Raw genomic sequence first — 24202 nt, forward strand, 5'->3', positions numbered from 1 at the left:
TGCCTCGACGCTCAGCCGGCGCCGAGGCATCCCTCGTTAGTCTGAGTCCGATGTTCGTTCTCGCCGAAAACCCCGAACCCACCCCCTCGCCCTCGATCACCTCGCCCGCCCAGCTGGCCGACCTCGACACCTGGACCTGGATCGGCGGTCAGCTGCTCGATTTCGGCGGCATGATGCTGCGCATCCTCGGCATCATCGTCGGGATCGCCGTCGCAGCGTGGATCCTCCGCGTCATCATCCGCCGCGTCGTCGACCGCATCGTCAACGGAGCGAAGAGCAAGGCCCGCGTCGACGACACGCAGGCGCTCGATCGTTCTCCGCTCAGCGCCGTCCGTCTCGTACAGCGCACGCGCACGCTCGGCACGATCCTGCAGAACATCGTCAACGTCATCCTCGTCATCGTCGCATTGGTGTGGATCGCCGGCATCGTCGCGCCCGATGCTCTCGCCTCGCTGACGCTGCTGACCGCCGCCATCGGCGCCGGCCTCGGGTTCGGTGCGCAGAACATCGTCAAAGACGTGCTCAACGGCATCTTCATCGTCGCCGAAGACCAGATCGGCATCGGCGACGTGGTGGATCTGGGCCTCGCGACCGGAATCGTCGAGTTCGTCAGCGTGCGCATCACGCACGTGCGCGACGTCAACGGCACGCTCTGGTACGTACGCAACGGCGAGATCACCCGCATCGGCAACATGTCGCAGGGCTGGTCGCGCGTCATCATCGATCTCGCCGTACCCGTGGATGCCGACCTCGACGTCGTCGAGAAGGCGATGCTGAACGCGGCGAAGACCATGGCGAAAGAGAACAAGTGGCGCTCGCGCATCATCGAGCAGCCCGAGATCTGGGGCCTCGAATCCATCGGCGGCGACGCGATCGTCATCCGTCTGGTGATGAAGACGCGCTCGAGCGCCAAGGACGACGTCGCCCGCGAACTACGCGCCCGGCTCAAGCGCGCGATCGACGAGCTCGGTATCTCTCTGCCGCAGCTGAACTCCATCGTGCTCACCGGCGCCGAGGGGGCGCAGAGCGTTCGCGGCGCCCATCCGCCCAAGACGAAAGAGACGCCCGTCGCGGCGGGGGACGCACGCCCGGTCTGGAAGCCGCGCCGACGCAGCAAGCCGCTCGCCACCGACGACGACGATGCCGCGCGCGTGACGCAGAAGAGAACGGTGCACGACGCGGCACCCACGACGACGCTCGATCTCCCGGGCGCCGACGCCCCCAAGCCCACGCCCCCGGCCGTCCGCGCCGACGAAGAAGGCACGAGATGAGCGAACCCGTCAGCTTCTACGATCAGGTCGGGGGGATGGACACCTTCCGTCGCCTCGTCGACGCGTTCTACCGTGGCGTCGCCTCCGACGAGGTGCTCAAACCCATGTACCCCGAAGAAGACCTCGGCCCTGCCGCCGAGCGTCTGACGCTCTTCCTCGCGCAGTACTGGGGCGGTCCGCCCATCTACGGCGAGACGCGCGGCCATCCTCGCCTGCGCATGCGGCACATGCCCTTCCACGTCGACCCCGACGCGCGCGACCGCTGGCTCGCACACATGCGCGCGGCCGTCGACGAGATCGCCCTGCCTCCCGCGTTCGAGGCGCCGCTCTGGGATTACCTCGAGCGCGCCGCGTACGCCATGGTCAACACGTTCGAGCCCCGCGGAATCGGTCCGCAGCAAAACGGTCGTCCCGACACCGGGCTGCCCGTGCGCGCCGCCGAATAGTCCGGTGTTCGCCGCTCGGTGGCGCGGTTCTCACGGCGGTGTGACTCGGTGCTCGCTGCGTTGCAGCGGGCCCACGACGGGCGCTCGGCTCCCACGGGGCGATGCTCACCGCGGCGTCCCCTTCGGAGGTGCCGTCGCGAAATGCGTTGCTCGCCGTCGCGCCGACGACGGCGGTGCGGAGGGTCCGCGCCCGCCCGCACCGCCCGACGGCCGGAGCGCCTAGCGACCGAGGAAGTCGCCGAAGCCCGGGATGTCGAGGTTCGACAGGCTGTCGCCGAAGCCGCTGATGCGATCTCCGGCGCCCGACACGGCATCCTGCGCACCGCCGGCCCACTCGGCAGCGCCGCCGGCCCACTCGCCCGCGGCGCCCACGTCGACCCCCTCGGCGAGGCTGGCGAGATCGACTCCGGATGCCAGACCCTCGAGGTCGACGCCCTCGGCGAGCCCCGCGAAGTCGACACCCATCTGACCGGCCTGCGCGAGCAGAGGACCAGCGACGGCGCTCACAACGGCGCCGCCCGCGACCGCGGCGAGGAGTCCTCCGGCGCCGACGACGCCGGCCCCGATCAGGCCGCCGCGACCGGCGCGGGCGAGCAGGGTCGACATGCGTCCGGCGCGCGCCGCTTCCGCGCGCGCGGCTGTCCGAGCGAGCTCGTCCGGCGTATCGGAGCGCGGGCGCTCGTGGGGCGCGAAGTCGGCGTCCATCCGCTCCCGCACGTGCGCACGCTGCGCCGGCGTAAGGCGTTCGAAGGCTTCCCGGTGCATCTGCTCGACCCGGTCGGGGTCCGCGGTACGCAGCAGATAGTCGTACCGCGCGATCGCGGCGCGGTCGTCGGCCGAGAGGGTGGACGCGGCGCGGGATGCCGCGGGTGGGGCGTAGCGCCCGGACGGGCCGGCGGAGGGCGCCGACGAGCCACCGTGACCGGTCGGCGGGGCGGGCGGCGGAGTGGCCGCCGAACCCGGGCGCCGGTCGCCGGTCACGGCATCCGCGGCGGAGCGCACCATGTCGCGCCAATCCTTACCGCCGCCGGCGGCCGGGGGACGCTGCGATGAGGACGACGACGACGCCTTGTCGACGGCCTTGGACGCGAGATCGAACAGACGGGAGAACGAGACCACAGGGGCACCCTTCGACGAGCAGCACGAGGCTGCGACGTCAAGGTCTCCTCCGCCCGAATAGGACCGATGCACCCGGAGACCAGCGGTGGCCTCGTGATGACGGATGCATCGCGACGGGAGTACTCCCCTTGCTGCCCTCAGCGTATGGCGGCCACCTATGCGCTTGCTGGGTCAGGCGCCCGTCGCGCGCACGGCGGTCAGTCCGGATCGCACCGGCCCCCGCACGAGCACATGACCACGCGCGAGGGTCACGCGCGTCCAGGCACCACTCCGTCTGACGGGCGCCATTTCGCCGCCGGCGATGAAACCGAGGGCGAAGGCGGCGAAGGCCGTCCCGAGCGGCAGGCCACCCAGCGCCTCGTCGGGTTGACCCCACACCTGCGCGCGGACGACACGCACGACGTCCTCACCCGCATTCGCGGGCAGAGCATCGGCGACGGCGGCGACGCCGTACTGCGCGCGGGATGCCAGGACGGCGGCGTCGATGGCATCCGTCTGGTCCCATCCGCTGCGCGGAGGCGAAATGCCCGCCCACGCGGGAGAGGTCGCGGTCTCGGGCAGCATCACGGCTTGCGCATCGTCGGGGGCCGGCAGAAGAGCGGCGGCGTCGACGACGAGATCGCACTCCAACTCGGGGTCGATGGCCGACACACGCAGCCCCAGCACCGTGGGAGTGGTGTCGAACAGACCGCGGGGCGCCAGAGGAGCGGCGGTGGCGACGAGCACGCCGTTCTCGGCCCGGAGTCGCACCGTCCCGTCGCCCAAGCGGATCGCGCGGGACGCGAAGGTGAGCAGGTCGGCTGCCGCCTGCGGATCGGGGAAGAACAGACGCGCGGACACCCGCCCTAAACTACCAAGCGGTGCGGGCTCGCCGTACCGGAAGGGAGTCAGCGTGACCGAGGCCCTCGACCCCGTGGCGTCGTTACTCGCGGTCCTCGACCTTCGCGACGCCGGAGCCCGGACCACCGAAGACATCTTCACCGGTGTCTCGCAGGCCATGCCGTTCGGCCGCGTCTACGGCGGCCAGGTGCTCGCACAGTCGATCGTCGCGGCTTCGCGCACTCTGCCCCCTGAGCGCACGGTCCACTCGATGCACGGGTACTTCCTGCGGCCCGGGGATCCCGCCGACGGCATCACCTTCTCGGTCGACCGCATCCACGACGGGCGGTCGTTCTCGACGCGCCGCACACAGGCTTATCAAGCGGGCGTGCCGATCTTCTCGATGATCGCCTCCTTCCAAGACGACGACCCGGGTCTCGAGCACGCCGAGCCCATGCCCGACGGGATCCCCCTCCCCGAAGAGCTACCGGAGTTCGATCCGGAGGGTCTGCATCCGCTCAGCCGTCGGATGTTCTCCGAGCGTCCGGCCGATGTGCTGCACGTCCCGTCGCCCCTGTACACCTCGGTCGAAGGTCCGCACGTGCCTCGTCAGGCCGTATGGATGCGCACGCGGCGCCCGCTGCCCGACGATCCTGCGGTGCACCGTGCCGCGCTCGCGTACCTCAGCGACCTCACCATCCAGGAGACGATCCTGCGCGCCCACGGTGTGGCGTGGAGCACGCCGGGTCTCAAAGTCGCCAGCCTCGACCACGCGATGTGGTGGCACCGCCCCGGCCGCGTCGACGACTGGCTCCTGTACGTGCAGGAATCGCCCAATGCGCGCGGCGGCCGCGGGCTGTCGACCGGACGCATCTACACGCGCGAGGGTCTGCTCGTGGCGAGCGTCGCACAGGAGATCATGGTGCGGGTGCCGCGCGACTGAGAGATCGTCGGCGGATGCCGGGGGACGCGGATGGTCGCGGCGCACGACTGACGCCGGGCACCCGCGCGGCAAGAGTCGGAAGCTGCGCTCCGCAGACGACGAGACCGACCGTCCCGGCCGCACCGTGGTCGTCAGCCCCGGGCGGATCGTCGGCGATAGTCGATCGGGTCGCCGATGTACGGCGCCCACGCCCCACGCTCGGCAGCGCTCCAGCGGATCGGACGACCGGTAGCGGTGTCGACGAGCACGACGACGACGGTGGCCCGGGCGTACAGCACCTGCTCGCCGGAACCCATCGGGCTGAAGACCTCGAAGCAGATGTCTGCGCTCGAACCCCCCATCGCCCCGATCCACAGGCGCACATCGAGAGGACGTTGGCTATAGGGGACGGGGCGCAGGTACTCGATCTCCTGGCGCGCGATGAGCGTCGCGCGCTCTCCCCCGCTCTCGAGCACGCTCATGTCGAACACCGCGGTCGGCAGGGGGCTGGCGTCGTCATCACCACGCCAGAAAGCTCGCAGACGCGCCTCTTCGAGCAGCTTCAGCATCGAGGTGTTGTTGACGTGTCCGAGGGCGTCGAGATCACCCCACCGCAGGGGGATCGGCACGTGCACCCGCTCGGGTCCGGCGTCGGCCGGACCCGAGTCGGGGGTTGCAGAAGTGTCAGTCACGCGTGAGCTTGCGGTACGTCGAACGCGCCGGGTTCGCGGCATCCGCTCCGAAGCGTTCGATCTTGTTGGCCTCGTACGCTTCGAAGTTGCCCTCGAACCAATGCCACTGGTCGGGGTGCTCTTCGGTGCCCTCGTAGGCGAGGATGTGCGTGGCGATGCGGTCGAGGAACCACCGGTCGTGAGTGATGACCACGGCGCAGCCGGGGAACTCGAGCAGGGCGTTCTCGAGCGAACTGAGGGTCTCGACGTCGAGGTCGTTCGTCGGCTCGTCGAGCAGCAGCAGGTTGCCGCCCTCTTTCAGCGTCATCGCCAGGTTCAGGCGGTTGCGCTCGCCACCGGAGAGCACACCGGCCTTCTTCTGCTGGTCGGGTCCCTTGAAGCCGAACTTCGACACGTAGGCGCGGGAGGGGATCTCGGTCTTGCCGACCGTGATGATGTCGAGGCCGTCGGACACAACCTCCCAAAGCGTCTTCTCGGGGTCGATGGCCGCGCGCGACTGGTCGACGTAGCTGATCTTGACAGTCTCGCCGATCTTCAGGGTCCCGCCATCGAGCGGCTCGAGGCCGACGATGGTCTTGAACAGCGTCGTCTTTCCGACGCCGTTGGGGCCGATGACCCCGACGATGCCGTTCGGAGGCAGGTTGAAGCTGAGGTTGCTGATCAGCGAACGCTCGCCGAAGCTCTTCTGCAGCTTCTTCGCGTCGATGACGATGCCGCCGAGACGCGGGCCCGCGGGGATCTGGATCTCGTCGAAGTCCAACTTGCGCGTGCGCTCGGCCTCGGCTGCCATCTCTTCGTAGCGCGCGAGACGTGCCTTCGACTTGACCTGGCGGCCCTTGGCGTTGGAGCGCACCCACTCGAGTTCTTCTTTGAGGCGCTTGGCGAGCTTGGCGTCCTTCTTGCCCTGGACCTCGAGACGCTGGCCCTTCTTCTCGAGGTAGGTCGAATAGTTGCCCTCGTACGGGTACAGGTGCCCGCGGTCGACCTCGGCGATCCACTCCGCGACGTTGTCGAGGAAGTACCGGTCGTGGGTGATGGCGATGACCGCGCCCTTGTACGCCTTGAGGTGCTGCTCGAGCCACAGCACGCTTTCGGCGTCGAGGTGGTTGGTGGGCTCGTCGAGCAGCAGCAGGTCGGGCTTCTGCAGCAGAAGCTTCGCGAGGGCCACGCGACGACGCTCTCCACCGGAGAGCGGAACAACCGAGGCGTCGGCTGGGGGCGTGCGAAGCGCGTCCATCGCCTGCTCGAGCTGGGAGTCGAGGTCCCAGCCGTCTGCGGCGTCGATCTCTTCCTGCAGCGTGCCCATCTCGGCCAGCAGGGCGTCGAAGTCGGCGTCGGGGTCTGCCATGAGGGCCGAGATCTCGTTGAAACGGTCGAGCTTGGGCTTGATCGCCACGCCGTCCTGGATGTTCTCCAGCACCGTCTTGCTGTCGTCGAGCTCGGGCTCCTGCATGAGGATGCCGACCGAGAAACCGGGGCTGAGACGCGCCTCGCCGTTGGACGGGTTGTCGAGCCCGGCCATGATCTTGAGGATCGTGGACTTTCCCGCGCCGTTCGGACCGACCATCCCGATCTTCGCACCGGGGAGGAACGACATCGTGACGTCGTCGAGGATGAGCTTGTCGCCCACAGCCTTGCGGGCACGGACCATGGAATAGATGTATTCGGCCATATCCCCTCCAGTCTAGGGGCGGGGTGCGGTGGGGACCGACGGGCGTCGGGAGCCTCTCACCAGTCGATCGGCCGCGTCTGCCCGATCAGGCACCCGCCGGACGAGAGCCCGGGCAGCACCGTCGTGACGGGATCCCCGATGGAAGGGCCGACCTGACCGACGAGGCAGTCCGCGCCGAGCCGGACGGAGAACTCGATGCTCTCGGCTGCGTTCCCGATCGTCGATTCGTTCGGCGTCACCTGCATGGCCCCTTTGTCGAACCCCGCCCCCACGAGCGCATCGACGTAGGCGCGTCCGTCGACCTGACCGGATCCCGCCCACACCGTGGCGACGACCTGCGTGAAGAACGGAAGGTTCTGCTGTGCGCTCCCGCCCGGAACGAGGGCCACGGGAGCCGCGCTCGGCACCGAGGTGGCCGCATTCGCGGAAGCCGACGACACGGGGGCGCTGGTCTCGACCGCGTCCGTCGGCGTCGTGGGAGACTCGCCGGTGCACCCCGCGAGGGCCAGAACGGCCAGGAGGGTCAGGGCGGCGAGCGGGCGACCGAAGGAGCGAGACACGGCTTCGAGTCTACGGACCCGCACGCCGCGCTCCACCGGCCGCCGCCCACCGCGGGCCGTCGTCAGAACGGTCTCTCTGAGTCCATCGCGACAGCGCCTCCCTGGCCACCGCCGACCCCGACCGGTTCCTCGGACGCGCCCGGCACGGACCACGCGGACTCTTCCGCGGCGTCCGACCTTTCTGCTCCGGTACTGCCCGTGGTCTCCGTCGGCGACTCGGACGCCGCCTCCCCCTGAGCGCCGGGCTTGGGGGTGCGGTCGAAACGCGTGGTCCCCCACCGCAGATCGTGACCGATGGCATCGGCGACGACATCGGCGCTCACGCCGCGTTTCGTTTCGGTCTCCCACTCGCGCAACCGCAGTCGTCCGCTGAGGACGACGCGCTCGCCTTTGCGCAGTGATCGAAGCGCATTGGCACCCAACTCTCCAAACACGGAGATCGAGTAGTAGTTGGTGTGCGCGTCGACCCACTCGCCGCGCTCTTTGTCGAGTCTTCGCTCGCCGACGGCGAGGCGGAAGGCGGCGACGGAGCCGCCGGCACGTGTCGCCCGCTGTTCGATGTCCCCGACGATGTTGCCCACGAGGGTGATGTGGTCGCTCATGATGTGTCCTCTCGACGTGATGTGCGCTCCGGCATCCGTGTGCCCGACGGATGCCGGAGCCCGCTCAGAATGACCGGGATCCGCGGGCTGAGGCGGCACGGTTCCGCCGTTCCGTGGAGGGATGACGGTGGGGCTCGACTGGGGAGGAGCCGACCCCATCCCGAGCCGGAGCCGATGTCGGAGGTCGGTCGTACCGTCAGGGCATGACCACCGCACTGTGGAACGATCTCGCCCCGGCTCCGCGCTCGGCCGGGTGGGGAGCGGCGACGCATGTCGCCGCGGGCCTCTGGCGCATCGCCGATCCGCGCGGCATCGTCGTGGGTCACATCCGGGCGACCTCGTCCGACGGCGGCTGGCGCTACGCGGCCGAGCGGTTCCACGCCGCATCCGGCAGCTTCCGCCGGCTCGGAGAATTCTGGTCGTCGAGCGACGCGGTCGAGTGCCTCCGCTACGCGCGCTGACGCGCGGTTTTGCGGGGCGCCGGGTCGAGCCGGACGCGTCAGACGACCCGGGCGAAGTCCTCGCGGGCGGGACTCGTCCGACCGCCGCGCACATCGTCCCAGGCGGCGCGCAACACGTCGACGGCACGTTCGAGCGTCGACGGCGGCGCCGTGAACGGCACACGCAGGCGCCGGTCGTGACCGCCGTCCACGGCGAAACGCGACCCCGCAGACAGTGCCAGCCCACGCGCCCGGGCGTTCATGACGAGCGGAGTGCTGAGCGGCTCGCCCAGGCCCACCCACAGCGACACACCGCCGAACACGTCGGGCACGTCCCACTCGGGCAGCGTCCGGCGAAGCGCCGCGACCAGGCTGTCGCGGCCCGCGCGCAGCAGCTCGCCGCGCTGATGAGCGATCTCGTCGAGACGGGGTACGAGTCGCCGGGCGATCGCCTGCTCGATCTCGGGAGTGCCGAGATCGTGCACCGGGCGTCCGCTCGCGAGGCGCCGCACGATGTCGGGGGCAGCGCGGATCCACCCGACGCGAAGACCTCCCCAGACGGTCTTCCCGAGCGACGCGACACGGATGATGAGATCGTCGTCGGGGAACGCTGCAGGACCGACCGGGCGGTCGATGTCGAGCTGCGCCGTCGTCTCGTCGAGCACCAACAGGGTGCCCGCCGCCTGGGCCGCAGAAACGAAGGCCGACACCTCGTCGGAGGTCATGGTGCGGCCCGTCGGATTGTGGAAGTCGGGCATCAGGTAGGCCAACGTCGGCAGCGCGCGCCCGAAGCTCTGCGCAGCGCGCTCGAGGTCCCATCCGGTCTCGGAGTCGACCGGCACGCCGATGAGCCGCGCTCCGACGCGTCGGAAGGCGTCGGCCGCGTGCGGGTACGTCGGCGTCTCCAGCATCACCCGGTCCGCACGGCCGAGCAGTACCGACGCGATGAGGTGGATGGCGCTCTGGGCGCCCGTCGTGACGAGGATCTGGTCGGGCGACGTGGGCATGCCGCGCCTCGCGTAGTGATGCGCGATCGCCGCGCGCAGTCCCGCGTCGCCGACGACGTCGTACCCGATGCGTGCGACCAGGGCCGGGGCGTCCTGGGTCGCCTCGGCGATCACGGCGGGCAGGCCCGGCCACGCGGCGGGGCTCGCCTGCTGCAGGTCGATCGCCGCATCGCCGAGGTCCAACCGTCCGGGGTCGTTCCTGCGGAGCGGAAGCGTCACGCTGCCGCTTCCACGCAGACTCTCGATGTGCCCGCTGTCGCGCAGACTGCGGTACGCGGCGGCGACAGTCGTCCTGCTCAGGTGCAACGCCGACGCGAGCTCCCGCTCAGCGGGCAGGGCCGTCGAGGGGGCGAGCCTGTTGTCGAGACACAGCAGCCGGATGCCGTCGGCCAGCGCCTCATACGCCGGCCCGCTCCCCCGCCAGCCGCCGAGAGCGACGGAGAGAGCGCGAGCGGAGATGCGGGAGTCCATGGGGCCACGATAGCCGAATTGGCATCCTCACCTACGTCCAATCTCGTGATTGGATCTCTTCATGCTCTCCCGGATCCTCCGCCTGTTCGTCGGGCTCGTGCTGTACGGCGTCGGCTGCGCCCTCACCGTCGCCGCCGGCCTCGGCGTCGACCCGTGGACGGTGTTCGCTCAGGGCCTGTCGCGCGTCACGGGCCTCGGGATCGGTTGGATCACCAATATCGTCGGCCTCGCGGTACTGCTGTTATGGATCCCGCTCCGCCAAAAACCCGGAGTCGGCACCATCGCCAACATCCTCCTTGTCGGGACGAGCATGCAGATCGCGCTCTGGGTCCTCCCCCACCCCGACGAGCTCTGGGTGCAGGTGTCGCTCCTCGTCGCGGGCGTCGTCCTGGTGGCGGTCGCCTCGGGGCTCTACATCGGCGCCCGATTCGGGCCCGGCCCGCGCGACGGACTGATGACCGGTCTGCACGGACGGTTCGGATGGCCCATCTGGGCGTGCCGACTCACCGTCGAGGGAACGGTGCTCGTCCTCGGCTGGTTCCTCGGCGGAACCGTCGGCGTGGGTACTGTCGTCTTCGCCCTGGGCATCGGTCCGCTCGTGCACGTCGCGATGCCGCTCCTCGCCTTCACCCGACCCTCACCGCAGACCCGGCGGCCCGCCCGCGTGTGAGACCGGGCTCGAGCGCGCCGCAGAGAGCCCGCGGCATGCCGGTTCCGATGAACGACCTCGGCGCGAGTCGTCCACACCCCAGCGTCGCCAGGACCCTGGCGCCACCGGGAACGCAGGGTCACGCGCCTCCGGGCGGGGATCATCCGCGCCCGAGAGGCGCAGCGACCCTCAGTGCTCCCGGAATTCCGGCCGGTCGCTTCCGGGCTTGAGGTGGGAGTGCAGGGCGTTCTTCGCGATCTCCATCGACGGGTAGACGCCGAGCCGCTCGCCCTTGCCCGCCATGTGCACGCTGTATCCCTCGGCGTCCTGCTGGATCTTCCCGACGACCCCGACAGGGCCGTAGGCCACCCAGAGACGCTTGGTCACGGTTTCCGACATGAGTGCTCCTTCGCTCTCGTTGCGCCGGAGATTACGCCCGCGCGGGCGGGCGCGCCAGGGGCTGGTGCGGCGCGTCGGCGACGACGGATATCCTGGGGACGACCCCCAGTAGCTCAGTGGATAGAGCAGCGGCCTTCTAATCCGCCGGTCACACGTTCGAATCGTGTCTGGGGGACCAGATCCCACCGCGAAGCCCCCTCACTAGGATGTGGGGATGGTAAACGCCTCCGAGAACGACCGGCTCGTCTGGATCGACTGCGAGATGACGGGTCTCGACCTCGCGGTCGACGAACTCGTCGAGATCGCCGTCGTCATCACCGACTTCGAGCTGAACGTGCTCGACCCCGGCTTCCAGATCGTCATCAAACCCGATGACTCCGCCCTGGCCAACATGGGCGACTTCGTCACCGAGATGCACCGGTCCTCTGGACTGCTCGACGAGATCCCGCACGGTGTGAGCCTCGCGGATGCGGAGTTCCAGGCGCTCGAATACATCCAGCGCTTCGCCCCGGTCGAGGGCAAAGCACCCCTCGCCGGCAACACGATCGGCACCGATCGCATGTTCCTGGCGAAGTACATGCCGCGCGTCGACCGATGGCTGCACTATCGCAACGTCGACGTCTCCAGCATCAAGGAGCTCTCCCGCCGGTGGTACCCACGCGCCTACTACCAGGCGCCGGCGAAGCACGGGAGCCACCGGGCCCTCGCCGACATCCGCGAATCCATCCGCGAACTCGCCTACTATCGCGCCGCGGTCTTCGTCCCTCAGCCCGGTCCCACGAGCGACGAGGCGAAGGCCGTTTCGACGGCGGCCGTGTCGTCGTTCGCACTGGACGTATGACATAATCGTTCAGTTGTCTGCTGCGGCAGACACATGGTGGCTATAGCTCAGTTGGTAGAGCACCGCGTTGTGGTCGCGGGGGCCGCGGGTTCAAGTCCCGTTAGCCACCCCAGTAAAATCAAGGGAAAACGGGGCACCGCAAACGGTTTGCCCACATCTTGCCCACATCGAGAGCCCGGCGGACACACTCCCCCGGGCTCTCGTGTTTCCGGTCCGCGTGGACCGCGCGCCCGTAGAATCGACGACGGAGTACCGACCTGACGCCGGAGCCGACCACGTGCTCCACACACCCCGGGAGGCTCGCATGCACGACGGCGAAGACCCGTACGCGGGGAGCGTGACGACATCGTCCGAGCGCGAGCAGGGCACGACGCCGACCTGTGACGGCATCCAGGATCATCCCGCTCTCACCCTCGACGCCGAGGCTTTCGAACGCCTCGTGGTCGACGAGCTCGATCAGCTTCCCGACGACATGATCGAGGGCCTCGACAACGTCGTCTTCGTCGTCGAGGATCGGCCCGAAGACGGCTCCCTCGACCTGCTGGGCCTTTACGACGGGTGGGCGTTGACCGAACGCGACCGCTACGGTGTCGGAGAGCTCCCCGACCGCATCATCCTGTACCGAGAACCCCACCTCGCGGCGTGCACCGATGAACACGAGTTGCGCGATGAGATCCACACGACACTCGTGCACGAGATCGCCCACTTCTACGGCATCGACGACGAGCGGCTCCACGAGCTCGGGTGGGCGTGATGGGTGGCCTGGCCATGCCCGACCTCGACGCCGAAACGGATCGCGCGCTGTCGGAACAGCCCCCCTCGACATGGCAGACCGTCGTGTGGAACGACCCTGTCAACTTGATGAGTTACGTCACGCACGTCTTCCGCAGCTATTTCGGCTTCGACGCCCCCACCGCGCATCGTCTGATGCTCGCCGTGCATCACGACGGCCACGCGGTCGTCGCGCGCGGCCCCCGAGAGGTGATGGAGGCGCATACGCAGGCGATGCACGATTTCGGCCTCTGGGCCACCGTCAGGAAGGACCCGGCGTGAGTGAGCGCATCGTCGTGCTCGAGATCAGCGGACTCGAGGCCCTGCACCTCGCCGGCATCGTCGGACAGTTCCGCGACCTGCTCGCCGACACCCGGTCGGCCGGTGACCCCGCGGTGACACGGCTGCTCCCTGATGCGTACCCCGACGATCAGGCCGCGAGTCGGGAGTTCCGCCGTCTCACGGGCGGCGACCTGCTCGAGCGTCGAGGGCAGGATGCCGCGACCGTCCTGCGAACGCTGGGCATCGACGGCGCCGATCTCGACCCCACGAGCGACCCGGATGCCACGATCGCCGTCGCGCTGGGCGAGGGCGAGGCGCTGGCGTGGATGCGGACGCTCTCGGCGGTCCGTCTCGTGCTGGCGACACGGCTCGGCATCCAGACCGAGGACGACCATCAGCCCGACGATCCGCGTTTCGGGGTGTACGACTGGATCGGGTATCGCCTCGACGGGTTGATGATCGCGCTCGACCGACGCTGACCCCGTTTCTGCGGGTGACGACGCCCCACGGGCACCGACGCCTCACGGCACCCGGACGACCATCGACGCGAGCGAGGCGGGATCGTGCGCAGCGATGTGATGGTCTTCCTGACGCGCCCATCGGTCCCAGTGCGGACGGTAGGTGTCGCCGTCTCTTTCCAGCGCGCGCGCTTTACGCGACGGGCCGGGCGCCTCGACCCAGACCGACACGTCGGCGAGGGCGGCGACCTCCGGCGTGAGCAGACCCGAGCCTTCGACGACGAGGGGCAGCGACGGGTCGACCGCGTGCGCTTCGGCGCGCGCGTCCGTTTCCCAGTCCCACCGTTCCCACACGCCGATCAGACCTCTCGCGTGGGGGCGCAGGATGCTCTCGCGCGCGTACGCGACACCGTCGGCGAGGCCGTCCCAACCCGGGTACACGTCATCGAGTGCGACGAGCTGCACGCGGCCACGAGCGGGCCAGCCGGCCACGAACCGGCGGGCCAGTGAACTCTTGCCGGCCCCGCTTCGCCCGTCGAGCACGATGACCGGATTGGGCGCGCCGACAGCGGCGACGCGGTCGGCCAACGCCGCCACGGCCGCGCCGAGGGCGACGTCGACCGGGTCGGTGCTACTTCTTGAGGGCGCGGATGACACGGCTGAGCGCGCGACCGGCGACCCATACGAACGGGATGCCGACTGCGAGCAGCGACACGAGGTTCGGGTCGAAACGCAGGTCGTCGCCACGGCGGATGTAGGCGCCGAGCGGCAAGGTGTACCCGCCACCGCCGCCACCGCCGTTGCCCTGCTCGTCGGAGCCACCGCCATAGCCGGCCCATACGAGGGCGACCGGGACGATGCGCACGCCGTCGACATCCTGCTGCTCGCCATAGGCGGCGGAGACGCCGAAGTGGGTGGACTGCTTGCCGAGTTCGAGTGCGATGTTGGGCATGTGCACCACCGTAGCGGGTGGGTCGGTCGCGCCGAAGGGGCGTTGCATCGGGCTCCCGCCCGTGCGACGTCTGCCGACTCGGAGGTCGCCGACCGGTCGAAGGGCCGCACGTACCCGCACCGCGCCGAGGCCGCCGCGCCCACCGGAGGGGCGGTCTCACCGAGCGGTTGTCCCGAGGCGCCTGAGCGCGTCTGCGGGATCGAACAGGTCCCCACCACGCCGAGATCGCCGGAGGGCACGTGCGTCGCGCCGATTCAGTGGTCGTACGACGGCCGCGGATTCGTCGGTAGCGCTCCCCCGCCCCGCGACGGGCCCAGCAGCGAGCCCCGCGTCACCGCGCCGCGCCCGAAGCGCGCCGTGGCCCCGTCGAGCGCGCCCTCGACCCGGCGCCACTCGGCGTCGTCGTCCCAGAGGGTGGCGGCCATGGCCGCGGGCTTGAGCTTCTCTCCGCGGACGCCGACGAGCCGCACGGCCTGGCGGCGGTCGACGGAATCGAACAACTCGATCGCCGCGTCGCCGATCCGCTGGCCGACGGAGGTGGGCTCGGGCAGCGTGCGCGAGCGGCTCAACGTGGTGAAGTCCGAGAAACGCACCTTGATCGAGATGGTCGACGCCTCGTATTGCTGGGAACGGAGACGGGCACCGACACGGTCAGCGAGTCGCCGAAGTTCGACGTGGAGGGTGGCGGTGTCGGAGATATCGGTGTGGAAGGTCTCTTCGTGACCGACGCTCTTCTCGGAGCGGCCCGTGTGCACCTCACGCGCATCGATGCCCCGCGACAGATGCCAGATCCGCTCCCCCATCGCGCTCCCCAGCACCTGATCCAGGGCGTGCCGCGGCGTGTCGAGGATGTCGGAAACGAGCCGGATGCCGCGGGACTCCAACGCCTCGGCCGCCTTGGGCCCGACGCCCCACAGCGCACGCACCGATCGGGGCCGGAGGAACGCTTCGGTGTCTGCCGCCGCGACGACGAGCAACCCGTCGGGCTTCGAGATCGTCGAGGCCATCTTGGCCACGTGCTTCGTCGCCGCCACGCCGATGCTGCACGTCAGTCCGGTTTCGGCCTTCACCCGTGCGCGCAGCTCCCGGGCGATCGTGCCGGGGCTGCCCCAGAGCCGCCGCGCTCCGCGGACGTCGAGGAAGGCTTCGTCGATAGAGAGGGGTTCGACCAGGGGCGTGACGTCGTGGAAGAGGGCCATCACCTGACGCGACATCTCCGTGTAGCGGTGATACGGCGGATTGACCACGATCGCCGTCGGGCACAGACGAAGGGCGATGGCGACGGGCATGGCCGACTTGACCCCGTACCGACGGGCCTCGTAAGACGCGCTCGAGACGACGCCGCGGCCTTCGGATCCTCCGATGATCAGCGGCTTGCCCGCCAGCGACGGGTCGTCGAGGACGGCGACGGACGCGAAGAACGCATCCATGTCGACATGCAGGATGCCGGTGCCGGTGTCATCCGCGTCGGAGCGCGAGACGATGCGCCCGGTGCCGTCTCCGCGTCCCATGACTCCATTGTCTCTCGTACCCCCGACATCGGGTCGGGCCGGCGCTCGCCCGACCGCAACCGTCGCGGAACGACGGATGCCACGACCCGAGCCGTTCATGACGGTCGAGGTCGTGGCATCCGGTGTCTTACAGCGCGGCGGCGCGCTCCAGCACCAGCTCGCGCACTCGCGCGGCGTCGGCCTGACCCCTCATGGCCTTCATGACCGCGCCGATGACGGCTCCGGCGGCCTGCACCTTGCCGTCGCGGATCTTCGCGAGCACGTCGGGCTGGGCGGTGAGGGCGGTGTCGATCGCAGCGATGAGGGCTCCGTCGTCGGAGACGACCGCGAGCCCCCGCGAGTCGACGACCTCTTGCGGGGTCCCTTCGCCGGCGATGACGCCCTCGAGCACCTGGCGCGCGAGCTTGTCGGTGAGGGTCCCCGCATCGACGAGCTTCTGCAGTGCGGCGACGTTCGCAGGCGACACGAGGTCGGCGGCGTCGCGCTCCTGGGTGTTGGCGACGCGGGTGATCTCACCCGTCCACCATTTGCGCGCGGTGGCGGGGCTCGCACCGGCGGCGACCGTCTCGGCGACGGCGTCGAGCAGCCCGCCGTTCGCGACGTCCTGGAACTCCAGGTCGGTGAAGCTCCACTCGGCCTTGAGCCGTCGACGGCGCGCCGCCGGCGGCTCAGGCAGCGCCGCGCGCAGCTCTTCGATCAGCTCGGGGGCCGGTACGACGGGCAGCAGATCGGGCTCGGGGAAGTAGCGGTAGTCGTCGGCATCCGACTTGGGACGACCGGGCGAGGTGCGCCCGGTGTCCTCGTGCCAGTGCCGCGTCTCCTGCGTGATCGTGCCGCCCTTGGCCAGGATCGCCGCCTGCCGCTGGATCTCGTAGCGCACCGCTCTCTCGACCGAGCGCATCGAGTTGACGTTCTTCGTCTCGGTGCGGGTGCCGAGCTTCTCCTGCCCGCGGGGACGCAGCGACACGTTCGCGTCGCAGCGCAGGTTGCCGCGCTCGAGCTTGGCCTCCGAGATACCGAGTCCGCGGACGATGTCGCGGATCGTCGCGACGTACGCCTTCGCCAGGTCGGGAGCCGAGTGCTCGGCACCGAAGATGGGCTTGGTGACGATCTCGACGAGGGGGACTCCCGCACGGTTGTAATCGACGAGCGAATACTCCGCGCCCTGGATGCGACCGGTGGAGCCTCCCATGTGGGTGAGCTTGCCCGCGTCTTCCTCCATGTGCGCCCGCTCGATCGGGATCGTCACGATCGTCCCGTCGGCGAGTTCGACGTCGACCGAGCCCTCGAAGGCGATCGGCTCGTCGTACTGCGAGATCTGGTAGTTCTTCCCGAGGTCGGGGTAGAAGTAGTTCTTGCGCGCGAAGCGGCTCGACGGGGCGATCGAGCAGCCGAGGGCGAGGCCGAGGCTGATCGACGAGCGGATCGCCTCTTGATTGACCACCGGGAGGGCCCCCGGGAGTCCCATGTCGACCGGGGCGACGAGCGTGTTGGGCTCTGCGCCGTGGTTCGCCTCGTTGGCCGGGTTGGGCGCCGCCGAGAACATCTTGGTGGCGGTGTTCAGCTCGACGTGCACCTCGAAGCCGAGGACGGGCTCGAAGAGCTCGAGCGCCTCGTCGAAGTCCATGAGTGCGTCTTTGGCCATCAGAGCGACGCTCCGTTCGTGAGAGAGGGGGCCCGATCCAGCAACGGTCCGCCCCACTGGTCGACGAGCAACGCTTCGAGCGCCGCGCCGACACGGTACAGACGGGCGTCTTCACGGGCGGGGGCGAGGAACTGGATACCGACGGGCAGGCCGTCCTCTTCGGCGAGGCCGCTGGGGATCGAGATGCCGGGGACCCCCGCGAGGTTCGCCGGGATGGTCGTGATGTCGTTGAGGTACATCTGCAGCGGGTCGTCGATCTTCTCGCCGATGCGGAACGCCGTCGTCGGCGCCGACGGGGTCGCGATGACGTCGACCTGGCCGAAGGCCGCTTCGAAATCCTGCTGGATGAGCGTGCGCACCTTCTGCGCGCTGCCGTAGTAGGCGTCGTAGTAGCCGGCCGACAGCGCGTAGGTACCGAGGATGATGCGACGCTTGACCTCGGGGCCGAAGCCGGCGTCGCGGGTCGCTGCCATGACGTTCTCGACGGTGGCGGCGCCCTGCGGGTTCACGCGCATACCGAAGCGCACGGAGTCGAACTTCGCGAGATTGCTCGACGCCTCGGCGGGGAGGATGAGGTAGTAGGCGGCCACGCCGTACTCGAAGTGCGGGGCGCTGATCTCGACGATCTCGGCACCCTGCGCCTCCATCGCCGACAGCGCCGCGCGGAACGACGCGGTGACACCCGACTGGAAGCCGCTGCCGTCGAGTTCGCGGACGACGCCGACCTTGAGTCCCTGGAGCACCTGACCCGTCGCCCCCTCGCGGGCGGCGGCGGCGAATGACGGCCACGCGTCCGACAGCGAGGTCGAATCGTTCGCGTCGTGTCCGCCGATGACGTCGTGCAGCAGTCCCGCGTCGAGCACGGTGCGGGTGACCGGTCCCACCTGGTCGAGGCTGGACGCCAGCGCGATGGCGCCGTACCTGCTCACTCCGCCGTACGTCGGTTTCACGCCTACCGTGCCGGTGACGTGCGCGGGCTGGCGGATCGAGCCGCCGGTGTCGGAGCCGAGGGCGAGCGGCGCCTCGAAAGCGGCGACGGCCGCAGCCGACCCGCCGCCGGAGCCACCGGGGATGCGGTCGAGATCCCACGGGTTGCGGGTGGGACCGTATGCCGAAAACTCCGTGGAGGAGCCCATCGCGAACTCGTCCATGTTCGTCTTGCCCAGCGGCACCAGGCCCGCGGCGCGCGAGCGCGCGACGACGGTGGCGTCGTAGGGCGACATGTAGCCCTCGAGGATCTTCGATCCGCTCGTGGAGGGCATGTCGGTGGTCACGAGCACGTCTTTGACGGCCAGGGGGACACCGGCCAGCTCGTGCAGCTGCTCACCGGCCGCGCGACGGCGGTCGATGTCGCGCGCGACGTCGAGCGCGTGATCGCTGACGTGGAGGAAGGCATGGACGTCACCGTCGACGGCGGCGATGCGGTCGAGATGCGCCTGCGTGGCTTCGACGCTGGACACCTCGGATGCCGAGAGCTTCGCGGCCAGTTCGGCTGCGGTCAAGCGGGTGAGATCGCTCATCGTCGCTGCTCCTTCGTCGAGGACGGGGTGCTTGAACGGTCGAACATGGACGGGACGTTGCCGGTCACTGTTCCTCCCCCAGGATCGCGGTGACGCGGAAACGGCCGTCGGCTTGGTCGGGCGCGTTCTGCAGGACCTGCTCGCGCGTGAGCTGCTGCTGCACGACGTCGGGACGGAAGACGTTCTCGAGCGGGATCGGGTGGCTCGTCGCGACGACATCAGGGGTCGCGACCTCGGACACCTTCGCGATGTTGTCGACGATGGCATCCAGTTGGCCGGTGAGGCTCTGCACCTCTTCGTCGCTCAACTGGATTCGAGCGAGCACACCGAGGTGGCGCACGAGATCAGGGGTGATTTCAGACACCCGTCGAGTCTAGTTCGCGCGCCGCCGGCTCCCGGGACCGCGGTGGATGGCGTCCGCGTCGAATTCCTGTCCTCCCGCGGGTGAGCGATCGTCCCCGTGCGCTGTGGACAGGTCGGCCGGGGGGAACCGCCCACGTCCAAGGCTGGCCGGGTGACGAGCTTCGATCCGCCGCGACCCTGGACCATGAGTTACGCCGCGGGGGTGCCGGACGACCTGGCCCCGCAGAGCGGTTCGCTCATCGACATCGTCGACGCGTCCGTCCGCGATTATCCGGACGCCCCTGCCCTGCAGTTCTTCGGACGCGAGACGACCTACGCCGAGCTTTCCCAGCAGATCGCGCGCGCAGCCGCCGCGCTGGCGGCCCACGGTGTCCGCGCGGGAGACCCCGTCGCCATCGTGCTGCCCAACTGTCCGCAGCACATCGTCGCGTTCTACGCGGTGCTGCGCCTGGGCGCGGTGGTCGTCGAGCACAATCCGCTCTACACCCCGCGCGAACTACGGAAACAGTTCGAAGACCACGGCGCGAAGCACGCGATCGTCTGGAGCAAGGTCGTCGCGGCGGTGCAGGAGTTCCCCGCCGATCTCCGCGTCGACACGCTCGTCTCGGTGGACGTGACCCGCGCGATGCCGGTGCTGACGCGTGTCGCCCTTCGGCTGCCCGTCGCGAAAGCACGGGAGTCGCGTTCGGCACTCCACGCGAAGACGAAGGGCGCGACCGACTGGGACGATCTCGTCCGTCACACCGCGCTGGCCCCGTCGCATCCACGCCCCGCGGCCGACGACCTCGCGATCATCCAGTACACGAGCGGCACGACGGGTACGCCGAAGGGAGCGATGCTCACCCACGCGAACCTCCTCGCGAACGCCGCCCAGGCGCAGGCGTGGGTCCCGCAGATCGTCCGGGGCGAGGGCTGCGTGGTCTACGCGGTCCTGCCCATGTTCCACGCCTACGGCCTCACGTTGTGCCTCACGTTCGCGATGTCGATGGGGGCGCGTCTGGTGCTTTTCCCGAAGTTCGACCCCGATCTCGTGCTCGCCGCGACGAAGAAGCACCCGGCCACGTTCCTCCCGCTCGTGCCGCCCATCGCCGACCGTCTCCTGACGGCATCGCAGCAGCAAGGCGTCTCCCTCGCCGGCACCGACGTGGCCATCTCGGGCGCCATGGCTCTGCCGCATGAGCTCGTCGTGCCGTTCGAGAAGGCCACGGGCGGGTTCCTCGTCGAGGGGTACGGCCTCAGCGAGTGCTCCCCCGTGCTGATGGCGAACCCCGTCGCCGACAACCGCGTCGCCGGCACCGTCGGGCTGCCCCTCCCGGGAACGGAGTGCCGCGTCGTCGACCCCGACGACCCGCACACCGACGTCGAGCACGGCGAACTCCTCGTGCGGGGGCCGCAAGTGTTCCGCGGGTACTACGGCAAGCCCGAAGAGACCGCCGCCGTGTTCGTCGACGACTGGTTCCGCACCGGCGACATCGTGACGATCGACGAGGCGGGCTTCGTCCGCGTCGTCGACCGCATCAAAGAGCTGATCATCACCGGCGGCTTCAACGTCGCCCCCACCGAGGTCGAGAGCGTGCTGCGCCAGCACCCGTCCGTGATCGACGTCGCCGTCGTGGGGCTACCCGACGAGCACTCCGGCGAACAGGTCGTCGCGGCGGTCGTCGCGTCGGACCCCGACACGTTCGACGCGGAGGCCGTCCGCGCGTTCGCACGCGGCATTCTGACGCCCTACAAAGTGCCGAAGCGCCTCGTCATGGTCGAGGAGCTCCCGCGCTCCCTCATCGGCAAGGTCCTGCGGCGGCAGGTGCGCGACCAGCTGCTGTCGGACTGAGCCGCTGCGGCGGAAGCTGTCGCGTTCGCGCCATTCGCTACCGTGGCAGCGCGGGTCGATCGCGGCCCGGCTATGACTTGTGGGGGGAAACCATGATCAGAACACGTGCACCGTTCGCCTTGATCGCCGCCTCGGCGCTGCTCCTGCTCGCGGGGTGCTCCGCGGGCGGCGGCTCGACGACAGCGGACCAATCGGCTGCACCGCCGGTCGCGACCTCGACGGCATCGGCGCCGGAGGCCGCCGAAACGGAGGGCGGGCAGTCGAAGGCCGACGCCTGCCAGATCGTCATCGCGTCCTTCAGCGATGTGGTGTCGACCAGCCAGGCCATCGACACCACCGACCCCCAGGGCACTCTCGCGGCCTTCACCGCACTGACCGACAAGGTGCAGGGGGAGTTCTCGCGCATCACGAACGAGGAGATCGCCCCCGTCGCGCAGAAGGCCGGCGCCCAGCTCGACGAGTACGCCGCGTTCCTCGAGGGTTTCACAGCAGACCCCGCCCGAGCGAGCGAGTTCGGCGCTCAGGTGACCGCGCTGCAGGAGAGTTTCACGCAAGCGGGAACGGCCTGCCAGGGCTGAGATCGAGTGTGCGGGGCGGGAGCTCGGCCTCCCGCCCCTTCGACACCTCCGCCCGAGGGTCGTCTCAGTCGGCGGGAGCCACGGCCGCGTTCTCGTCGACCGCGTCATCACCGCTGTCGAGGGCCGCAGGGCCCTGCTCGACGAGGATGCGGAACTGCGCGGCATCCAGAATCCGCAGCCCGAGGTCCTCGGCCTTCGCGAGCTTGGATCCGGCACCCGGGCCCGCCGCGACGAAGTCCGTCTTCTTCGACACGCTCGACGCCGCCTTGCCGCCCGCAGAGATGATCGCTTCCTGCGCACCCTCGCGCGTGTAGCCCTCGAGCGAGCCCGTCGCCACCACCGTGAGCCCCGCAAGCACTCCGCCCGCGGCATCCGCGGCTCCCGGACCGGGGTGGCCCGGGATGGCGAAGCGCACACCGGCGGCCTGCCAGCGGTCGACGATATCGCGGTGCCAGTCGACCTCGAACCAGTCGATCACCGCGTCGGCGATGATGCCGCCCACCCCTTCGACGGCGGCGAGCTCTTCGCGCGAGGCCGCACGGATGGCGTCGAGCGAGCCGAACCACTGCGCCAGGGCGCGCGCGGCGACAGGTCCGACGTGACGGATGTTGAGCGAGACGAGCAGACGCCACAGGTCTTTCGTCTTGGCCTTCTGCAGTTCGGCCACCAGCTTGGTCGCCTGCTCGGACGGGAGCACCTCGCGGAAATCCTTCCGGATGCCGCGGCGGCGTCGTTCGGCCGCATCGAGGTCTTCACTGCCCGGCGGGTACGACGCGGGGCCGAGCTTCTGGAAGGGGGCTCGCCGCACCAGCTCCCCGGTGTTGGGGTCGATTTTGCGTTCACCCGTCTCGGACTCGCGGACGACCACCTCGATGGGGACGAGCTCCTCGATCGTCAGGTCGAACAGTCCCGCCTCGGTGTCGAGCGGAGGCCGCTCGGGCACTTCGGGCTGCGTCAGGGCCGCGGCCGTCACCTCACCGAGAGCCTCGATGTCGAGGGCCCCCCGCGAACCGATGTGTTCGACGCGGCCGCGGACCTGTGCCGGGCAGGACCGCGCGTTCGGACAACGCAGGTCGATGTCGCCCTCTTTCGCGGGTCGGAGCGCCGTACCGCACTCGGGGCAGTCGGTGGGCATGACGAAGGCGCGCTCGCTGCCGTCGCGCAGCTCGACCACCGGCCCGAGCACCTCGGGGATGACGTCGCCGGCCTTGCGCAGCACGACCGTGTCGCCGATGAGGACGCCCTTGACCTTCACGACGTCCTGGTTGTGCAGGGTCGCCTGTCGCACGACGCTGCCCGCCACCTTCGCCGGCTCCATCACCGCGAAGGGCGTCGCCCGGCCCGTGCGGCCGACCGAGACGACGATGTCGAGCAGCCTCGTGTTGACCTGTTCGGGCGGGTATTTGTAGGCGATGGCCCAGCGCGGAGCGCGGCTGGTCGCCCCGAGTTCGTCGTGCAGCGCGAGCTCGTCGACCTTGACGACGACGCCGTCGATCTCGTGCTCGACGTCGTGCCGGTGCTCGCCGTGGTGCGCGACGAAGGACAGGACGCCGTCGATGGTCGACTCCACGCGGCTGTAGGGGGACGTGGGCAGACCCCACGATGCGAGGAGGTCGTAGATCTCACTCTGTGCCGCCACCGGCGGATCGGGCCACGCGCCGATCCCGTGGACGTACAGCGCGAGCGAGTCGATGCGGGCGAGACCCGCTTCGAGCTCGAGCCCGGACTTCTTCTCGATCTGCTGACGGAGGCCGCCGCTGGCGGCGTTGCGCGGATTGGCGAAGGCGGGGAAGCGTCGGGCTGCGGCGATCTCGGCCTTCTCTTCGTCGAATTCGCGCGCAGAACGACGGCCGGCCGCGCGTTCGCGTGCCTCGGCGACCGCGCGGTCGCGGTACTCCCCCTGCAGGCGGTTGAGGTTCTCGAACTTCGCGACCGGGATGAAGACCTCGCCGCGTACCTCCACGAGAGCGGGATGGCCCGCCCCCGAAAGCCGACGCGGTACCCCCGCCACGCGCAGGGCGTTATCGGTCACGATCTCGCCGACGCGCCCGTCGCCTCGGGTCGCCGCCGACGTCAGCACGCCGTTCTCGTATCGCAGGTTGATCGCCAGGCCGTCGATCTTGAGTTCGCTCAGCCAGTGCACCTTCCGCCCGGCAGCCGCCTCGGTCTTGATCGCCCAGTCGCGCAGCTCGTCGGCGGAGAAGACGTTGTCGAGGCTGAGCATGCGCTCGGCATGCTCGATGGTGGCGAGATCGGTCGCCTCGGCCGCGCCTACCGAGAGGGTGGGGCTGTCCTGGCCCTGCAGGCGCGGTTCGAGTCGTTCCAGTTCTTCCAGCCGCCGCATCCACGCGTCGTAGGTCGCATCATCGACCAGCTCCGCG

Annotated in this window: 26 protein-coding genes and 2 tRNA genes; 13 read left to right on the forward strand and 15 right to left on the reverse strand. The window is 69.7% G+C overall.

Annotation, left to right across the window (positions count from 1 at the left end; genetic code table 11):
* Positions 1-50 precede the first annotated feature (50 nt).
* The gene (locus FHS07_RS10550; protein WP_183419862.1) at positions 51-1271 is read left to right on the forward strand and encodes a mechanosensitive ion channel family protein; all 1221 of its coding nucleotides are present in this window, start codon (positions 51-53) and stop codon (positions 1269-1271) included.
* Positions 1268-1717 (forward strand): globin, encoded by a 450-nt coding sequence (locus FHS07_RS10555; RefSeq protein ID WP_183419863.1) that lies wholly within the window; start codon positions 1268-1270, stop codon positions 1715-1717. The genes FHS07_RS10550 and FHS07_RS10555 overlap by 4 nt, the downstream gene beginning before the upstream one ends.
* A gap of 219 nt (positions 1718-1936) precedes the next feature.
* Here the strand turns inward: FHS07_RS10555 and FHS07_RS10560 are convergent, their stop codons facing one another.
* Together FHS07_RS10560 and FHS07_RS10565 are read right to left on the reverse strand one after the other, a co-directional pair.
* A complete protein-coding gene (locus FHS07_RS10560; RefSeq protein WP_183419864.1) occupies positions 1937-2836 on the reverse strand; it encodes a cation-transporting ATPase in 900 nt (299 codons plus the stop codon).
* A 171-nt stretch (positions 2837-3007) separates the two neighbouring features.
* Positions 3008-3676, reverse strand: a complete 669-nt coding sequence (locus tag FHS07_RS10565; RefSeq protein ID WP_183419865.1) for a DUF8185 domain-containing protein — start codon at positions 3674-3676, stop codon at positions 3008-3010.
* A gap of 52 nt (positions 3677-3728) precedes the next feature.
* Here FHS07_RS10565 and FHS07_RS10570 point away from each other — a divergent pair, with 52 nt between their 5' ends.
* Positions 3729-4598: an acyl-CoA thioesterase domain-containing protein gene (locus FHS07_RS10570; RefSeq protein ID WP_183419866.1), complete on the forward strand. Its 870-nt coding sequence runs from the start codon at positions 3729-3731 to the stop codon at positions 4596-4598.
* Between the two features lie 131 nt (positions 4599-4729).
* Here the strand turns inward: FHS07_RS10570 and FHS07_RS10575 are convergent, their stop codons facing one another.
* From FHS07_RS10575 to FHS07_RS10590, 4 genes are all read right to left on the reverse strand, one after another.
* The gene (locus FHS07_RS10575; RefSeq protein ID WP_343054680.1) at positions 4730-5269 is read right to left on the reverse strand and encodes an acyl-CoA thioesterase; all 540 of its coding nucleotides are present in this window, start codon (positions 5267-5269) and stop codon (positions 4730-4732) included.
* Entirely contained in the window at positions 5262-6941 is a 1680-nt protein-coding gene (gene ettA, locus FHS07_RS10580; protein WP_183419868.1) for an energy-dependent translational throttle protein EttA, read from the reverse strand. The genes FHS07_RS10575 and ettA overlap by 8 nt, the downstream gene beginning before the upstream one ends.
* A gap of 56 nt (positions 6942-6997) precedes the next feature.
* A complete protein-coding gene (locus FHS07_RS10585) occupies positions 6998-7501 on the reverse strand; it encodes a DUF6993 domain-containing protein (RefSeq protein ID WP_183419869.1) in 504 nt (167 codons plus the stop codon).
* Between the two features lie 62 nt (positions 7502-7563).
* A complete protein-coding gene (locus tag FHS07_RS10590; protein WP_183419870.1) occupies positions 7564-8103 on the reverse strand; it encodes a single-stranded DNA-binding protein in 540 nt (179 codons plus the stop codon).
* A gap of 203 nt (positions 8104-8306) precedes the next feature.
* Here FHS07_RS10590 and FHS07_RS10595 point away from each other — a divergent pair, with 203 nt between their 5' ends.
* Positions 8307-8564, forward strand: a complete 258-nt coding sequence (locus tag FHS07_RS10595; protein ID WP_183419871.1) for a hypothetical protein — start codon at positions 8307-8309, stop codon at positions 8562-8564.
* Between the two features lie 38 nt (positions 8565-8602).
* On the opposite strand, the gene yczR is transcribed toward FHS07_RS10595, so the two are convergent.
* Positions 8603-10021 (reverse strand): MocR-like transcription factor YczR, encoded by a 1419-nt coding sequence (gene yczR, locus FHS07_RS10600; RefSeq protein WP_183419872.1) that lies wholly within the window; start codon positions 10019-10021, stop codon positions 8603-8605.
* Between the two features lie 61 nt (positions 10022-10082).
* Here yczR and yczE point away from each other — a divergent pair, with 61 nt between their 5' ends.
* Positions 10083-10691: a membrane protein YczE gene (yczE, locus tag FHS07_RS10605; RefSeq protein ID WP_183419873.1), complete on the forward strand. Its 609-nt coding sequence runs from the start codon at positions 10083-10085 to the stop codon at positions 10689-10691.
* Positions 10692-10859: 168 nt separating this feature from the next.
* On the opposite strand, the gene FHS07_RS10610 is transcribed toward yczE, so the two are convergent.
* Positions 10860-11069 carry a hypothetical protein gene (locus FHS07_RS10610; protein WP_055954232.1) on the reverse strand — a complete coding sequence of 70 codons (210 nt, stop codon included), beginning with the start codon at positions 11067-11069 and terminating at the stop codon, positions 10860-10862.
* A 102-nt stretch (positions 11070-11171) separates the two neighbouring features.
* Between FHS07_RS10610 and FHS07_RS10615 the strand changes: the two genes are divergently transcribed.
* From FHS07_RS10615 to FHS07_RS10640, 6 genes are all read left to right on the forward strand, one after another.
* A tRNA-Arg gene (locus FHS07_RS10615) sits at positions 11172-11247 on the forward strand.
* A gap of 36 nt (positions 11248-11283) precedes the next feature.
* Entirely contained in the window at positions 11284-11910 is a 627-nt protein-coding gene (orn, locus tag FHS07_RS10620; protein WP_183419874.1) for an oligoribonuclease, read from the forward strand.
* Between the two features lie 36 nt (positions 11911-11946).
* Positions 11947-12022: transfer RNA gene (locus tag FHS07_RS10625), tRNA-His, on the forward strand.
* Positions 12023-12382: 360 nt separating this feature from the next.
* Positions 12383-12664, forward strand: coding sequence for a metallopeptidase family protein (locus FHS07_RS10630; RefSeq protein WP_221189445.1), 282 nt, complete (start codon positions 12383-12385; stop codon positions 12662-12664).
* A 14-nt stretch (positions 12665-12678) separates the two neighbouring features.
* Complete coding sequence (gene clpS / locus FHS07_RS10635; protein ID WP_246383436.1) at positions 12679-12963, forward strand: ATP-dependent Clp protease adapter ClpS; 285 nt, start codon at positions 12679-12681, stop codon at positions 12961-12963.
* Positions 12960-13442: a DUF2017 family protein gene (locus FHS07_RS10640; RefSeq protein ID WP_183419876.1), complete on the forward strand. Its 483-nt coding sequence runs from the start codon at positions 12960-12962 to the stop codon at positions 13440-13442. The genes clpS and FHS07_RS10640 overlap by 4 nt, the downstream gene beginning before the upstream one ends.
* Positions 13443-13484: 42 nt before the next feature.
* Here the strand turns inward: FHS07_RS10640 and FHS07_RS10645 are convergent, their stop codons facing one another.
* The 6 genes from FHS07_RS10645 to gatC all read right to left on the reverse strand — a co-directional run bounded on the left by FHS07_RS10645 (position 13485) and on the right by gatC (position 19413).
* Positions 13485-14078 carry a nucleoside/nucleotide kinase family protein gene (locus FHS07_RS10645; protein ID WP_343054681.1) on the reverse strand — a complete coding sequence of 198 codons (594 nt, stop codon included), beginning with the start codon at positions 14076-14078 and terminating at the stop codon, positions 13485-13487.
* The gene (locus FHS07_RS16510; protein WP_055954219.1) at positions 14053-14373 is read right to left on the reverse strand and encodes a hypothetical protein; all 321 of its coding nucleotides are present in this window, start codon (positions 14371-14373) and stop codon (positions 14053-14055) included. Before FHS07_RS16510 ends, FHS07_RS10645 begins: the two co-directional genes overlap by 26 nt.
* A 254-nt stretch (positions 14374-14627) precedes the next feature.
* Positions 14628-15884, reverse strand: coding sequence for a DNA polymerase IV (locus FHS07_RS10650; RefSeq protein ID WP_183419878.1), 1257 nt, complete (start codon positions 15882-15884; stop codon positions 14628-14630).
* 127 nt (positions 15885-16011) lie between these two features.
* Complete coding sequence (gatB, locus tag FHS07_RS10655; protein ID WP_183419879.1) at positions 16012-17529, reverse strand: Asp-tRNA(Asn)/Glu-tRNA(Gln) amidotransferase subunit GatB; 1518 nt, start codon at positions 17527-17529, stop codon at positions 16012-16014.
* Complete coding sequence (gatA, locus tag FHS07_RS10660) at positions 17529-19049, reverse strand: Asp-tRNA(Asn)/Glu-tRNA(Gln) amidotransferase subunit GatA (protein WP_183419880.1); 1521 nt, start codon at positions 19047-19049, stop codon at positions 17529-17531. Before gatA ends, gatB begins: the two co-directional genes overlap by 1 nt.
* Before the next feature lie 64 nt (positions 19050-19113).
* Entirely contained in the window at positions 19114-19413 is a 300-nt protein-coding gene (gatC, locus tag FHS07_RS10665; protein ID WP_058231460.1) for an Asp-tRNA(Asn)/Glu-tRNA(Gln) amidotransferase subunit GatC, read from the reverse strand.
* Between the two features lie 150 nt (positions 19414-19563).
* Here gatC and FHS07_RS10670 point away from each other — a divergent pair, with 150 nt between their 5' ends.
* A complete protein-coding gene (locus tag FHS07_RS10670) occupies positions 19564-21243 on the forward strand; it encodes a long-chain-fatty-acid--CoA ligase (RefSeq protein ID WP_183419881.1) in 1680 nt (559 codons plus the stop codon).
* Between the two features lie 92 nt (positions 21244-21335).
* Positions 21336-21821 carry a hypothetical protein gene (locus FHS07_RS10675; protein WP_183419882.1) on the forward strand — a complete coding sequence of 162 codons (486 nt, stop codon included), beginning with the start codon at positions 21336-21338 and terminating at the stop codon, positions 21819-21821.
* Between the two features lie 64 nt (positions 21822-21885).
* Here the strand turns inward: FHS07_RS10675 and ligA are convergent, their stop codons facing one another.
* Positions 21886-24165 (reverse strand): NAD-dependent DNA ligase LigA, encoded by a 2280-nt coding sequence (ligA, locus tag FHS07_RS10680; protein WP_425488157.1) that lies wholly within the window; start codon positions 24163-24165, stop codon positions 21886-21888.
* Positions 24166-24202: the final 37 nt, after the last annotated feature.

It is taken from the genome of Microbacterium proteolyticum (assembly GCF_014192415.1).
Taxonomy (GTDB): domain Bacteria; phylum Actinomycetota; class Actinomycetes; order Actinomycetales; family Microbacteriaceae; genus Microbacterium; species Microbacterium proteolyticum.

Excerpts from the sequence above, each read along its gene's own strand:
- FHS07_RS10550 (WP_183419862.1), top strand. The coding sequence starts at position 51 with ATGTTCGTTCTCGCCGAAAACCCCGAACCCACCCCCTCGCCCTCGATC.
- FHS07_RS10555 (WP_183419863.1), top strand. The coding sequence starts at position 1,268 with ATGAGCGAACCCGTCAGCTTCTACGATCAGGTCGGGGGGATGGACACC.
- ettA (WP_183419868.1), bottom strand. The coding sequence starts at position 6,941 with ATGGCCGAATACATCTATTCCATGGTCCGTGCCCGCAAGGCTGTGGGC.
- FHS07_RS10590 (WP_183419870.1), bottom strand. The coding sequence starts at position 8,103 with ATGAGCGACCACATCACCCTCGTGGGCAACATCGTCGGGGACATCGAA.
- FHS07_RS10595 (WP_183419871.1), top strand. The coding sequence starts at position 8,307 with ATGACCACCGCACTGTGGAACGATCTCGCCCCGGCTCCGCGCTCGGCC.
- yczR (WP_183419872.1), bottom strand. The coding sequence starts at position 10,021 with ATGGACTCCCGCATCTCCGCTCGCGCTCTCTCCGTCGCTCTCGGCGGC.
- yczE (WP_183419873.1), top strand. The coding sequence starts at position 10,083 with ATGCTCTCCCGGATCCTCCGCCTGTTCGTCGGGCTCGTGCTGTACGGC.
- FHS07_RS10610 (WP_055954232.1), bottom strand. The coding sequence starts at position 11,069 with ATGTCGGAAACCGTGACCAAGCGTCTCTGGGTGGCCTACGGCCCTGTC.
- orn (WP_183419874.1), top strand. The coding sequence starts at position 11,284 with ATGGTAAACGCCTCCGAGAACGACCGGCTCGTCTGGATCGACTGCGAG.
- FHS07_RS10630 (WP_221189445.1), top strand. The coding sequence starts at position 12,383 with ATGATCGAGGGCCTCGACAACGTCGTCTTCGTCGTCGAGGATCGGCCC.
- clpS (WP_246383436.1), top strand. The coding sequence starts at position 12,679 with ATGCCCGACCTCGACGCCGAAACGGATCGCGCGCTGTCGGAACAGCCC.
- FHS07_RS16510 (WP_055954219.1), bottom strand. The coding sequence starts at position 14,373 with ATGCCCAACATCGCACTCGAACTCGGCAAGCAGTCCACCCACTTCGGC.
- FHS07_RS10650 (WP_183419878.1), bottom strand. The coding sequence starts at position 15,884 with ATGGGACGCGGAGACGGCACCGGGCGCATCGTCTCGCGCTCCGACGCG.
- gatB (WP_183419879.1), bottom strand. The coding sequence starts at position 17,529 with ATGGCCAAAGACGCACTCATGGACTTCGACGAGGCGCTCGAGCTCTTC.
- gatA (WP_183419880.1), bottom strand. The coding sequence starts at position 19,049 with ATGAGCGATCTCACCCGCTTGACCGCAGCCGAACTGGCCGCGAAGCTC.
- FHS07_RS10675 (WP_183419882.1), top strand. The coding sequence starts at position 21,336 with ATGATCAGAACACGTGCACCGTTCGCCTTGATCGCCGCCTCGGCGCTG.
- ligA (WP_425488157.1), bottom strand. The coding sequence starts at position 24,165 with ATGCGGCGGCTGGAAGAACTGGAACGACTCGAACCGCGCCTGCAGGGC.